This window comes from Streptomyces sp. NPDC014676 (assembly GCF_043084105.1).
Classification (GTDB): domain Bacteria; phylum Actinomycetota; class Actinomycetes; order Streptomycetales; family Streptomycetaceae; genus Streptomyces.
This window is the reverse complement of sequence record NZ_JBIBZI010000018.1, coordinates 61,554-73,973: the sequence shown is the minus strand read 5'-3', so window position 1 is coordinate 73,973 and position 12,420 is coordinate 61,554. Positions and strand designations below refer to the sequence as shown.

Sequence of the window (12,420 nt, the reverse complement as noted above, 5' to 3'; positions counted from 1 at the left end):
CTGCCCGTGTCTGTCGCTCGCCGGGCACGGCGCCGCCGTCATCGTGCGCCCGGAAGTTCTCGGTATGTCTCAGATTACTCCGGCTGTGGCAGGCGGCGTGGCAGGCGGCCATCGCACTGCCACATCATCGGCGTGCCAAGGGCTGTCCTTCGGCGGACAAGGTCAGCACGCAGGGGGCGAGGGGGCCGGGCAGGCCGATGACCTCACCCATGTTCTGCCAGCCCCAGGACGAGAAGGCGGCTCGTGTTCCCCGGTCGGCAGGATGAAGCAGGGTGACCCCGAGGGAGGAGTGCAGGTCTGTGAGGAGGCGCTGTTGCAGGCGGTGGGCGATGTCGCGGTGCTGTGCGTGCGGATGGGCCACGACCTGGGTCAGGAGGACGAACCGCGTGCAGGAGGTGAGCCGCTGGATGATCTCCTGGAGTGTTCCGCCGCCCTGTCGGCCGTCGGAACCGTCAGAGCCCACCGGAAAACCGAAGGCGCAACCGACCAGCACCGTCGTCTCGGCGACCAGCAGGGCGAAGCCGGGGCGGTGGGCGGTGGCCGCCAAGCGGTGCAGGAAGTCTCCGCGGTCGTGGTATGCCGCTCCGAAGGTGCCCGCGACGGACTCCGCAGCCAGGTCGGCGATGTCCTCGCGCTTGTCTTCTGCCTGCCGGCGGGTCAGCCGGCGAAGGCGGATACCGTCCCAGAGGACCGGCTGGTCCAGCCGACGAGCGGGGGCCTTGGGCGCCCGCGTCGCGGTACTCATGTGGTCGCTGGATGCGGTGGGCGGCACGGGACTCACGGGGGCCGTAAGGAGCAGTGAAGTCGATCCGGTGGCGTCGAGGAGCCGGGCGATCTGAGCGCACGGATGGTGCAGCCGCAGGCGGGCGTGGACCCGGCCGGCGCGCCGTGCTGCCGACAGGAGGACGTCCAAGCCCCGGGCGTCGCAGGAGCCGACCGTGGTCAGGTCGTGTCGATCTCGGTGACGCCGTCCAGCAGACACTGCTCCAAGGCGGCCCGTAGCAGCGGCGTCGTGGTCGGCCCGATGTCGCCGGCAAGCGTGACGAGCGTTCGCTCTCCTCGGTTTCGCCGATGGATGTCCAGCCGGGAAAAGGCCGTCACGTCTCTCCTCGGCGGGGTTGCGGACCTGCGCGGGTGCTCGGCGCGGTTCCTGCCGTGATGAGCTTGCGCTGAGTTGCTTCGACCGCGGCGGACATGGTGCCGACCCGTCTCCGTGCCGGCCACGGGGGCGGCCCGGATTCACTCGTGTCTCGCCGAGGACGACCCGGCATGCGCCGGAGTACGTGATGCCCTCGGTACTTCAACCGTACGTCGGCCGCAACCGGAAGCGGCTGCGTCGAAGGATGCGCACCTCACAGCCGAGGGTCGGCAGGGTAAGAGCAGGGGCGCCAGCCCGTCCCTGCCCTGTCGAGGCAGGTGCGCAGGATGCGCGCCGACTCTGGACCAGCACCGGCCGCCGCGCAGCCCCGTGAACACAGCACAGCGCTGCCGCCCGCGTTCGAAGCCGGACGGCAGTGCGGGTGGACGAATTGAATGCCAGCTCACTTCCGAACCCGCACGCGACGCGACCTCCGCTCACCGGGTCTCCGAACCCCTCCGAGCGAAACATCCCACGCCAGAAGGATTTGCTCCCTAAGTGAAAGCCAGCTTTCGGAAGGCATTGCGGACGCCGGTCAGCGGTTCGCGGTCACGGGTGTAGTAGAGCTTGTTGGTCAGGAGCACCGCCCAACGGCCCTTGGTGGGAGAGATCCAAATGCCTGTGCCCGTGAAGCCGTAGTGGACCCAGACGTCATCCTCAGTGGTGGTGCCGGGAGCGGGATGCCAGAACAGGCCACGAGCCGGCTGCAGCTCACCGGTCCCGATGGTCAGGGAGCGGGTGGTCCACTCGCTGCCGAAACCAGCCCGCACATGGGACGCAGCAGGGTCGAGCATGTACTGGAGGAAGGTGGCGAGGTCGTCGAGGACGGTGAAGACGCCTGCGATGCCGCAGACGCCGCCGAGGAGGCGGGCTGAGAAGTCGTGGGGGACTCCCTTGAGGTGGGTGTCGGTGTCTTGGTCGAGTTCGGTCGGCGCGCAGCGGACGACGAGGTCGGCGGGCAGGGGGCCGAAGCGGGTGCTGGTCATTCCCAGCGGATGCCAGATGCGGGCGGTGGCCAGTTGGTCCAGGGGCTGGCCGGAGAGGTGTTCGGCGAGGTAGCCGAGGATGAGGGCGGCCCGGTCGGTGTACTCGACGGCTCCTCCGGGTGTCCGGTGAAGTTGTTCTTGGAGGACGCCTCGGCGGATCTCGTGGGGGTTGGTGCCGTAGAGGTTCTTCAGCTGCGCCCGCAGTGGGACGCCGGCGGTGTGTGTCAGCAGCTGCCGGGCGGTGACGGCTCCGAGTGGGTGCCTGGCGACTTCCTGCCAGAAGCTGCCGAGTGGCTGGTCGAGGTCGAGGGCACCGTCCTCCCACAAGGCGCCGATGGAGGACCAGACGGCCAGGATCTTGGTGAGGCTGGCGGCGTCGAAGACGGTGTCGGTGCGCATCGGCACGTCCGGCTCGTCGGGGTCAAGGACGCCTGTTGTGCCCTGGGCGAGGGTGCCGGTTGCGTCGCCGGTGGCCCACACGGCGCCCGGGTACATCTTGTCGCGGACTCCCTGGTCGAGCAGGGCTTCGATGCGGTCGCGGTCGTACGTCATGGTCTCCCTCTTCGACGGGGTGCCCCGTCGGTCAGCGTAGTGACGTTCGCGGAGCGGTCCGGGTAGTGGCGGGGCGGGTCGTCCGGCGGCCGGATTCAGGTGAGCTGTCGGCCGAGTTCGGTCAGGGAGCGCGCGGTCGCCGAAAGGGGGTGGCGAGCCGCGTTTGCGTAACCCGCCTGTCGCAGGGCGGTCAGCAGTCCGGGCGTCGCCCTCAGCCGGTCGAGGTCGCGCGCGAGTGCGGCTGAGTTGGCGAAGTCCGTGGCCGTACCGGATGCCGCGAGCGTTTCGCTGAGACCAGGGATGGGCTGGTAGAGGACGGGTAGTCCGCACGCTTGGGCTTCCAGCGCGACGAGTCCCATGGCCTCCAGGGTGGTGGACGGCACGACCAGCACGTCGTGTTCGGTGAAGGCTTTCCACAGCTGAGGACGGCGGAGCCAGCCGAGGTACCGCACTCGTACGCCTGCTCGTTGCATCAGCGGGGCCAGAGCATGGAACTGGGCTCTGGGCGCCGCAATGCTCAGCTCGACGCCGGGCACGGAAGCCAAGCTCTTGATCAGGGCCTCGACGCCCTTTTCGGTGGTCAGGCGTCCTGCGTACAGCAGCCGCAGGTGGCTGGTGGATGTGCGCACTGGCCGGGGCGGCGGGTCGGTGAGCAGGTGGTCGGGGATGCCCCAGGGGATGTGGGTGATCTTGCGGCGTCCGATCTGCGGGGCGAGCTTGCGGAGGCGGTCGGCCATCGCGTTGGTGGGGACGACGACGGCGTCGGCGGCTCTGGCTGTTTCGCGCAGCACCTGGAGCTGGTCTCGGTGTGTCTCAGCGAAGAGCAGGTCCGTGCCGTGGACGAGGGCGATCCGGGGATGTGTCGGTAGAGCGCGGATGAGAGCAGGAGTGGCGCCGAACGCGAGGTGCTGCAGGTGGAGCACGTCGATCTGCGCGGGATCGACCGCGGCTGTGAGTGCTCTGCGAAGGGCGGCGACGTAGCGGCTGAAGGCCGGTCCTTCCAGGCATTTGCCTGCCACGGGCAGCAGGTTGAGTCCGACGGGCGGTCGGGGAGCGTGACCGGGTGGCGCGAGCATGAAGGCGCGGGCCGGGATGAGGGGCTGCTGGCCGGTGTAGAGGTCGAGGAAGAGCTCGACGCTGCCGCCGGGGCTTCCGGCGGGGAGGTCCAGGAAGGTGGCGGCCATCGGGCCGGTGGCCGAGCGAGCATTCACCGTGTGCCTCCGTCGATCTCCTCGTAGAGGCGCGAGATGCCGATGCCTTCTGTGGAGGCGTACTTGGCGGGCTGTTGCTGGTAGCTGGCCGGTGCGCCGAGGGGGGTGAGGAAGACGAGCTTGCCGAAGGTCATGCCCGGATACACGCGCACCGGTCGCGTGGCGCGGATCTCCAGCGTCCACCGGATCGCATGGCCCTGGTGTCCGAGCGGGGCCGACACGTGGACCCAGATGCCCAGGGAGCCGGTGGTGAGGTCGCCGTTCAGCAGCTGCGCGTACATCTCAGAACCGGTCCGCTCCAGGGTGATGCCCAGGTAGAGCAGGCCAGGGCGCAGCACGAAGCCGGTGTCGGGGATGGACTCCTCGGTGAAGGCGGTGGGGGTTGCAGCGTCGAGGTCGTCGTCGCAGACGCGGATCGTGTCGCCGAGCCGCCAGTCGTAGGCGTTGGGGGAGACGCGGCTGGACTCGTAGGGGTCGATGATGATCTCGCCGGCCTGGACAGCGGCGGCGATGGCGGGGCCGGTGAGGATCACGGCGCCACCGCCGGGAGCCGGGCGAGGTCTCGCCAGTAGGCGGAGGGCTGCGGTCCTGCGGCGGCCTGGTACTTGCCGCTGTAGAGTTCCACGGCGCCCGTGGAGACGAAGAACATGATCTGCCCGATCTTCATGCCTGCGTACACGCGCAGCGGCCGGGTCGGGGTGAGCATGAGCGTCCACTGCCCATGGAAGCCGATGTCGCCGATGGGCGAGGTGATCTCGACGAACAGGCCAAGACGTCCGACGGAGGAGCGGCCGAACAGCAGCGGCACGAAGGTGTCGGAGCCGACCTCTTCGAGGGTGTGGCCGAGGTAGAGCTCGCCTGGCTGGAGGACATGCCCTTCCGAGCCGATGGTTGTCTTGTAGGTGGGATTGGGCAGGTGGGCGTCCAGGACTGTGCTCGTGTAGGTGATCAGGGTGGGGCCCAGACGGACGTTGTAGCTGTTGGGGTTGACCTGGTCGGCGGCGAACGGGGTGATGCTGAGGCGGCCGTCGTGAGCGGCAGCGGTGATCTCCGGGCCGGTGAGGATCACTGGCCGCCTCCTTCCGCGGTGCCGGGAGCGGTGAGGACGTGCTGGACGGCGTGGTCCAGGCGCAGGCCGGCCTCGTGCGTGCGTCCGCCGAGGTGGGTCTCGGCGAGGTAATCGGTGGTCAGCACGGTGGTGACGGCGTCCGGCAAGGGATCGGGAGCGGTGACGAGCGGGCCGATCTGGGTGGTCAGATGTGAGAGCCATCCGGGGAGGTCGCTGCGCGCTGACTCGGGTACGTGGGCGTGCACCAGCTGGTTGGCGAACGGCTCGATGGAGAGCAGGTCACCGTGGGTGAGGGTGTCGCCGAGTGGTACGGCTCGTAGCGCCGTCTCGTTGAGGATGACCGCGTCTGCGCCGAGCCCCCTTCGCAGACGGGCGGTGAGGTCCAGAAGCAGGCTGCGCCGGTCGAGGGTCCGGTGGCGGTAGACCGCTCCGAGCGGGCAGAGGGTGGCGGCCAGCTGCTGCTTGACGCCGTCGATCTGGGAGCACAGATCCGCAAGCTCCGTCGGGACGACGCTCGGGACCCGATCGGGGAAGGATGTGGTGCCTGCACCCCATCCCCGGCCCACGGGTGCGGCGATTGCGTAGCCTTCGGCGAGTTCCCGGCCCTTGACGACCAGGGTGCCGTCGACTCGGACCGGCCCGTACTGGTCGCTGTGGCAGTGCCCTGCGAAGACCACGTCGAGGAAGGGACAGGCCGCCGCGAGTTCCCGGTCCTCGTCGAAGCCGGAGTGGCTGAGCAGGACCCAGCTGTCCACCTCGTGGACGTGGGCGAGGATCACGTCGCGCAGGGCCTGGAGGGGATCGGTCACGCAGTGGCCGACTCGCTGGGCGGCCGGGATCGAGTGGAAGGCTTGCCGACCGATCACAGCGGTTACGCCGACGCGCCGTCCATCGACGTCGGCGACGTACAGGCGGCGGAAGAGAGCGTCGCCGGTGCTGGCATGAACGACGTTGGCGCAGACAGTGCGCCGGTGAAGGTCGGGGTCGAAGTGGTGGGACCAGCCATGATTGCCGGGAGCCAGCACGTCGTACAGCCCGAGCAGGATCTCCCGCTCGATCGTGCCGCCAGCGAGGCGGTAATACCCGCTGCCTTCGAAGAAGTCGCCGCAGTCCACGATGAGCGAGGTCGGGCGCAGCGCGTGGAGGTGGGTCAGAAACGGTGCGGCGTTGTCGAAGGCGGAGTGGACGTCCGTCGTGGCAACGATCTGGCGCAGGTTCCGGCCGTCGGTGGTCATGGGGTGACCTCGCAGATGTCGGCACCCAGGGCGCGCAGCTTGCCGGACAGGTCGGCGTGGCCGCGGCGCAACTGGTCGAGGCCGCCGATGGTGGTGACGCCTCGGGCCGTGAGGCCGACGACCATGAGGGCGGAGCCGGTGCGGATGTCTGTGGCTTCAACGCCTGCGCCCGTGAGTAGTTGGGGCCCCGTCAGGCGGCATTCGGTGGGGGAGATCTCCTCGATCTCGGCGCCCAGGCGGGCCAGCTGCGGCAGCAGGTTGCCGTGGCGGCCGGGATTGATCGCGTCGGCGAACAGATGCGTCCCGGGCAGTCCCAAGGCGAGCGCCATGAGCGGTGGTTCGAAGTCGGCATCCAGACCGGCCGGGCTCAGGGAAGCGATGGCCCGCAGGGGGCGACCCGTGGGGGCTGCCTCCTGGGCGCGGACGGTAAGGCCATCCAATTCCGCGACGACGGGGATGCCGAGCTGATGAAGGGCAGCCACGAACGGGCCTACGTCCTTGGCCTGCACGCCGTCGATACGGGCAGTACCGCGTGTCGCGGCGATTGCGCAGGCGAGCGTGGCTGCCTCGATCTTGTCTCCGGGAACTGTCCAGGCAGCGGGGGCAGCCGACGGCGAGGAAGGCGGTGAGAGAGTGAGTACATGCTCGCTGGCGCGCGTCTCCCAGCCCACCGAACTCAGGGCGTCGAGCACGCTGAGGACTTCGGGTGAGAGGTTGGGCTGACCCAGGCGTAAGGGGCGGCCGGTCGTGAGAGCGCTCAGGGTCGCGGCCACGGTCGCACCGCGAGAACGGAACGGCAGTGCGATGGAGACGGTGCCGGTGTGAGAGCCGAGTGCCTCGATGCCGTAACCGGAGCTGTTCAGTCGGCTCCGGTCGCCGAACGCCTCGTACACCTTGAAGTGCAGCTCCATGCCACGCGCGCCGATTCGGCAGCCACCCGGCCAGGGCAGCTGTGCCTGGCCGTAACGCGCGAGCAGGGCGGGGACGAGGTAGTACGAGGCGCGGATGTGGGCTGCCTGCGCCAGATCGGGCTGCCCGCGAGATGCCCCCGATGGCAGGATCACATATGTGGTCGGTTCTCCGACGGGCTGCGTGACATGCCAGCCCGCCTGCTGCAGCAGAGCGAGCATGATCTGGACGTCCGTGCTGTCCGGGACGTTGCCCAGCCGGACCGGGCAGCCGAGGGCAGCCGCGGCGGCCAGGAGCGGCAGTGCGGCGTTCTTGGAGCCGTCGACGCTCACGGTGCCGGCGAGCGGCGACCCGGGGCGTACGGCGATCACCTCGGCGGCCACGCCGGGGGCGTGGGTGGTCGTCATCATCAACTCCTCTGGAGAGGAAGGAAACAGGCGACTTCCTGGATGGGCTTGCTGGTCAGGCCGATCTCGGCCCAGCACCGCTTGCCGGTCTCCGTAGGCTCGGCGTGGTACCGGTCGGCGAGAGCGGCGACGAGGAACAGGCCCCGGCCGCCTTCGCTGTCCACGTTGGGCAGAGCTGGCTGGGGCAGTACCGGACTCGTGTTGCAGACCTCGATCCGCAGGACGGCCGCGTCGAGACAGACCGCGAGCGAGACGGATCCGGCGCCGGCGTACTGGACCGCGTTGGTGATGAGCTCGCTGACCAGCAGTTCGGCTGTCTCCACCACCTCGGCGCCCAGTCCCGAGTCCCAGGCCGCTATCGCGTCCACGACCTGGCGCCGGGCCTCGCTTGCTGCGGCGGGCGTCGCGGGCAGGGAGAGAGCGAGCTGGTGCGCTGCCATGAGCGGCCTCCCGGTGTAGGTGCGGCCACACCAAGCAACCAGCCCGTCGCCGTGAGTGGTGAGCCCTGACGCGGGCGCTGCATGACTTATGCAGGAGCTGCATCACCGCGAACTACGGCTGACCTATGCTCGGTTGAGCAGGCAGGATCAGCGACGGCGGAGGGAGCCGTGGCAGATGGCCGATGCATATGGGGAAGCGAGACGGATCGCAGAACGGATCCGTCGAGCACGGGTGTTACAGCGGCGTTCACAGCACGACGTTGCCGCAGCGCTCGGGTATCACCAGTCCAAGGTGAGCCGTCTGGAGAGCGGTCGCGGCACGGAGGACATCCGCGTACTACGCGCCATCGCGCAGGAACTGAACATCCCGCCTCATGAGTTGGGCCTTGCCCAAGCTCAGGACGCCCCCGCCGCCGATCAAGAAGCTGACGACATGCACCGCCGCACCTTCCTCGCCGCGAGCATCGCAGCGCTCGCGGCCCCGGCCGGCTCTTCGGCCTCGCACACCGCCCTCGTCCAGGCCCTCCTGCCCGGTCCCGGCCCTGCGGGCACCGATGGCCCCCAGGACACGGCCGTCCTGTACGAGCGCGTCGGATCAGCACTCAAGCTTTTCCACACCTGCCACTACACAGAGCTGGAGCGCACCCTCCCGAGCCTGATCGCCGACCTGCGACTGGCGGCCGGTGATGCGACGGACAGGGACACCGTGTCCCGCCTCCTGGCCACGGCGTACCAGACGGCGACGAGCCTGCTGCTCAAGCAGCACGACCAGGGCAACGCATGGCTCGCCGTCGGCCGGGCGATGGCAGAAGCCGAACACTCGGGCGACCCGGTCGTTCTCGCCTCCAGCGTCCGCGTCCAGGCCCACGTCCTGGTCCGCGAGAAGCACGCCACAGAGGCCGTCACCCTGGTACGGCACACCGCGGACCAGCTCACCGGCTCCTACGACCGGCGTTCACCGAAGTACCTCGCCGCCGTCGGACTGCTGCTCCTGCGCGGTGTAACCGCGGCCAGCAGCCGCGGTGATCGCGCGGCCACGAAGGAATTCCTCACCGAGGCCAAGGAAGTCTCCCGGTATGTGACCCTGGACCGGCCCGACGCCTGGGCCACCTTCAGCCCGACCAACGTCGCTCTGCACGAGCTGAGCGCTCTGGTGGCCTTCGGCGACGCCGGCCTCGCCCTTCAGGCGGCCCGGCCCCTCATGCGCCGGCACATCCCGGTGCCCGAACGCCGGGCCGCACTATGGGTCGAAGCGGCCCGCGCCTACAGCCAACAGGGCCGCCTGGCCGACGGCTACCAAGCCCTGCGCATCGCCGAGACCTGCGCCGCCCAGGACATCCGCCGCCCCGACGTCCGCCACCTGGTCGCGGATATGGCAGCCCGCGACCGCCGACGTACTCTGCCGGAACTGCACCACTTCAGTCGTCAACTGGGAGTCCCCGCGTGACCGAGTCGACCGCTCCGGACAAGAAGCCCTTCCTGTACGTCGTAGTGTGCGCTGCAGGTGTTGCCCGCGACGTCGGCAAGCTCATCACGGCTGCCCAGGAGTCGAACTGGGACGTCGGCGTCATCGCCACACCACAGGGGCTCGGCTTCATCGATACCAAGGCGATCGAGGCACAGACCGGCTACCCGATCCGCTCCGCCTGGCGTTCACCGGGGGACCCGCGCCCCCTGCCCCCGGCGGACGCGATCGCCGTGGCTCCCGCCACCTTCAACACGATCAACAAGTGGGCCGCCGGGATCTCCGACACCCTCGCCCTGGGGATCCTGTGCGAGGCGTACGGCATGGGCATCCCGACCGTGGCTTTGCCCTACCTGAACTCCGCCCAGGCTGCCCACCCCGCATACCAGCAGAGCCTGGACCGGCTGCGGGGGATGGGTGTCCTGACCGGTTCCTGCGAACCGCACCGGCCGAGGGCCGGCGGCGCGGCGGAGCGCTTCCGCTGGGAGGAAGCACTGGGCTTGCTGGAGCCTATGGTCAGCACGGCGCGGTGACTGTGTCCGTCACTTGGTAAGAAGGTGTATCCCCATGGCTGACGGCCTCGAGACACGAGGCCGTCAGTGCCGGAATTACCGGTGTCGCGTGGGGTCCGCAGGCCCAGGCTGTGACGGGCTCGGTCGTCTCTGGCCGGAGTGTGCCGGTCGTGGTGTCACCCACGTACGGGCTTGGGCGGCTCGTGCTCGATCGCTGGGGGATTGCCGGGCGGCGAGGCGTTGGACACGCCAGGTGAGGGTCCTGGCGGGGGAGTGGGCGTCGTCCAGGGTGCGCTGGCGGGCGGCATGCTGGAGGAGCAGCTCGGGGTCGTGGCCGGCGGTCTCGGCTTCGGTCAGGGCGGCGGCCAGAGCCGGCCAGGCGGGGTCGTCGAGGACCTGCTGAGCGTGTTCGGGCACGATCATGAGGATCCGCTGGGCGTGCCTTTCCACGGTGCGGGCCGGTGGTCGACGCTGGACCAGGGCGGCCAGCGGCTCGGCAGCAGCCTGTTGGTAGGCGGCCTGCAGATGGACAAGGGCCTGGTGGGCGGCGGCGACCTGCTGGTCGTGCCGGCGGGCCTGGTGCCAGCGGGCCGTGGCGATGACGACGAGGACGGCGAGGTCGAGGAACATGGCCAGCCCGGAGCCGTCGCCGGTGACCGGGGCGGTGCGCAGGGCGCGGACGGCGCCCCGGAGGGCGTGGGCCTGGTCCTGCTGGGCGCGGATGCGGGAGCGGGTGGCGCGTTCGAACGCTGTGGCGGCCTGTTGGAGCTGTCGCCGCAGGTGGCCGGGGGCGAGCAGCGGCAGGACATCGATGGCTTCGCCGAAGGCCGCGATGTGGGCCTGGGCGGCTGCCTCGTCGCCGTGGTCGAGGTGGTGGAGGATGATGCGCTCGGCCGCAGCGGTGGCCTGGTGCCAGGGGCTGGGTCCGCGTCGGCTGCCCGGCTCGGTGACGGGCGTAGCTTCGACGCCGGTGAGGCGTTCGCGGATCTTGGGGTAAGACAGGTCGGGGGCGAGTTTGGCGCCGGAGAACCAGACCGGTTCACCGGCGGCGTTGGTGTCGCCTTCCACGGCGACCTTGTACCCGCGCACGTCGCCGGAGGGGAAGCGCTGGACGTCGACGCGGATGCCCTCGACCCCGTCGAGCAGGTGGAGGAACTCCTCCGGGCTGGTGGCGATGGACACCAGCTGGCGGACGGTGGTGCGCAGGTGTTCGCGGGAGGTCTTGGTCTTGCCGGCGCGGCGGGCCTTCTCCGTCTCGGCGCGGGTGGGGCGCTGGGCGGCGGTGCGGTCGCCGCGCACCACCCGCTTCAGGCCGTATTCCTTCTCGATGGCCGCGAGTTCCTTGTCCGCCGTGAGGTAGTCGTTCCAGTGGCGGGCGGTGCGCAGGTCGCCTCGGACCTTGGTGGCGGCGATGTGGATGTGGTCGTCCGCGTGGCGTACGGCGACCCACCGGCACCCGTCGGGATCGCCTTGTGGCGCGATGCCGGTGGCCGCCACAATCCGGTGGGCGATGTCGGCCCACTCGGCGTCGGTGAGGTGCCGGTCGCCGGGGGCGGCACGTACCGAGCAGTGCCACACGTGCCGCTCGGGCGCCCGGCCCAGTCGGCGGGCTTGCTTGACCCGCAGGTCGAGGTCGGCCACGAGCCGCAGCTTTGTGGCGTCGAAGTCGTCGGCGCGGCCGGGATCGGGAGCGAAGCCGTCCCAGGAGGCGACCAGGTGCGGGTCGGTGTGGTCCTTGGCCTTCTTCGTGTCGAACAGATACCGGATCAGGCCGGCGGTGCTCTTGCCGCTGCCGATCTTGGCGATCACCGGGCCGCCCTCGCGGAGACGGCGTGGTTCATGGTCTGCGCGATGTCGCCGATGGCGGCGCGGACGGCGTCCAGGGTGCGCTCGGTCTGGGCGAGGACAGCGGTGTCCACAGGGTGCGGATCGCCTCCGGCGTTGAGGCGGTGGGCGATCTGGTTGACGTTGTTGCCGACGCGGGCGACCTGGGCCCGCAGGGCGTCGAGCTTGTCGAGGCAGTCGTCGAGCTGGGTGCGCTGCCCAGACAGGCCCACGGAGAGGTCGCCGTCGAGATAGGCCATGATGACGGCGCCGACGAGGTGGGCGCCGGCGATGCCCATCTTGCGGGCACGGGCGAGGATCCGGAACTTCTCGTCGGCGCTGTAGCGGACGTCGACACGCTCTTTGCGCTGGACGCTCTCGCGGGTACGCCGGCGAGCGATACGACGCAGGGTGACTTCGTCGGCGAGCGCGGCGGGGGACTGCTCGGCCGCGCCGGTGGGCGTTTCCTCCTCGGGCACCCCCCGGTGCCCGAGGTCCTCCGCCACCCCCGGGGCGGAGGTGTCCGCGTTGGACCGGCCCTTGGACGGTCCAACGGCATACCTTGCTGGCTGGTTGGCGCTGGTGGCCATCTCGGGCTGCCGAGCCGGGAGTTCGTGGTCGTCATGCATCGGGCGGTTTCTCCAAGCACCGTTGCGGGTGTTGTGCGGACGG

13 protein-coding genes are annotated in these 12,420 nt (G+C 69.9%); 2 read left to right on the top strand and 11 right to left on the bottom strand.

Features of this window, described 5'->3' with window-relative positions:
* Positions 1-124 precede the first annotated feature (124 nt).
* The 9 genes from ACF1DX_RS34350 to ACF1DX_RS34310 all read right to left on the bottom strand — a co-directional run bounded on the left by ACF1DX_RS34350 (position 125) and on the right by ACF1DX_RS34310 (position 7,947).
* Positions 125-745, bottom strand: a complete 621-nt coding sequence (locus tag ACF1DX_RS34350; RefSeq protein WP_391795082.1) for a hypothetical protein — start codon at positions 743-745, stop codon at positions 125-127.
* Positions 746-942: 197 nt separating this feature from the next.
* Positions 943-1,101 (bottom strand): hypothetical protein, encoded by a 159-nt coding sequence (locus ACF1DX_RS34345; RefSeq protein ID WP_391795081.1) that lies wholly within the window; start codon positions 1,099-1,101, stop codon positions 943-945.
* 531 nt (positions 1,102-1,632) lie between these two features.
* Positions 1,633-2,676 carry a serine hydrolase domain-containing protein gene (locus ACF1DX_RS34340; protein WP_391795080.1) on the bottom strand — a complete coding sequence of 348 codons (1,044 nt, stop codon included), beginning with the start codon at positions 2,674-2,676 and terminating at the stop codon, positions 1,633-1,635.
* Between the two features lie 95 nt (positions 2,677-2,771).
* Complete coding sequence (locus tag ACF1DX_RS34335) at positions 2,772-3,860, bottom strand: glycosyltransferase family 4 protein (RefSeq protein WP_391795152.1); 1,089 nt, start codon at positions 3,858-3,860, stop codon at positions 2,772-2,774.
* Positions 3,861-3,883: 23 nt separating this feature from the next.
* Positions 3,884-4,420: a deoxycytidine triphosphate deaminase gene (locus ACF1DX_RS34330; protein ID WP_391795078.1), complete on the bottom strand. Its 537-nt coding sequence runs from the start codon at positions 4,418-4,420 to the stop codon at positions 3,884-3,886.
* Positions 4,417-4,956, bottom strand: coding sequence for a dCTP deaminase (gene dcd, locus ACF1DX_RS34325; RefSeq protein ID WP_142194793.1), 540 nt, complete (start codon positions 4,954-4,956; stop codon positions 4,417-4,419). The genes ACF1DX_RS34330 and dcd overlap by 4 nt, the downstream gene beginning before the upstream one ends.
* A complete protein-coding gene (locus ACF1DX_RS34320; RefSeq protein WP_391795077.1) occupies positions 4,953-6,191 on the bottom strand; it encodes a metallophosphoesterase in 1,239 nt (412 codons plus the stop codon). Before ACF1DX_RS34320 ends, dcd begins: the two co-directional genes overlap by 4 nt.
* Positions 6,188-7,507, bottom strand: coding sequence for a UDP-N-acetylglucosamine 1-carboxyvinyltransferase (locus tag ACF1DX_RS34315; RefSeq protein ID WP_391795076.1), 1,320 nt, complete (start codon positions 7,505-7,507; stop codon positions 6,188-6,190). The genes ACF1DX_RS34320 and ACF1DX_RS34315 overlap by 4 nt, the downstream gene beginning before the upstream one ends.
* A 2-nt stretch (positions 7,508-7,509) precedes the next feature.
* On the bottom strand, positions 7,510-7,947 hold the full coding sequence (locus ACF1DX_RS34310; protein ID WP_391795075.1) for an ATP-binding protein: 438 nt from the start codon (positions 7,945-7,947) through the stop codon (positions 7,510-7,512).
* Between the two features lie 175 nt (positions 7,948-8,122).
* On the opposite strand from ACF1DX_RS34310, the gene ACF1DX_RS34305 reads away from it, so the two are divergent.
* Together ACF1DX_RS34305 and ACF1DX_RS34300 are read left to right on the top strand one after the other, a co-directional pair.
* Positions 8,123-9,394 (top strand): helix-turn-helix domain-containing protein, encoded by a 1,272-nt coding sequence (locus ACF1DX_RS34305; RefSeq protein WP_391795074.1) that lies wholly within the window; start codon positions 8,123-8,125, stop codon positions 9,392-9,394.
* Positions 9,391-9,945 carry a flavoprotein gene (locus tag ACF1DX_RS34300; RefSeq protein ID WP_391795073.1) on the top strand — a complete coding sequence of 185 codons (555 nt, stop codon included), beginning with the start codon at positions 9,391-9,393 and terminating at the stop codon, positions 9,943-9,945. The genes ACF1DX_RS34305 and ACF1DX_RS34300 overlap by 4 nt, the downstream gene beginning before the upstream one ends.
* 75 nt (positions 9,946-10,020) lie before the next feature.
* Here the strand turns inward: ACF1DX_RS34300 and ACF1DX_RS34295 are convergent, their stop codons facing one another.
* Both ACF1DX_RS34295 and ACF1DX_RS34290 read right to left on the bottom strand, forming a co-directional pair.
* Positions 10,021-11,733, bottom strand: coding sequence for a relaxase/mobilization nuclease domain-containing protein (locus ACF1DX_RS34295; RefSeq protein ID WP_391795072.1), 1,713 nt, complete (start codon positions 11,731-11,733; stop codon positions 10,021-10,023).
* Positions 11,730-12,377 (bottom strand): MobC family plasmid mobilization relaxosome protein, encoded by a 648-nt coding sequence (locus tag ACF1DX_RS34290; RefSeq protein WP_391795071.1) that lies wholly within the window; start codon positions 12,375-12,377, stop codon positions 11,730-11,732. The genes ACF1DX_RS34295 and ACF1DX_RS34290 overlap by 4 nt, the downstream gene beginning before the upstream one ends.
* Positions 12,378-12,420 lie beyond the last annotated feature (43 nt).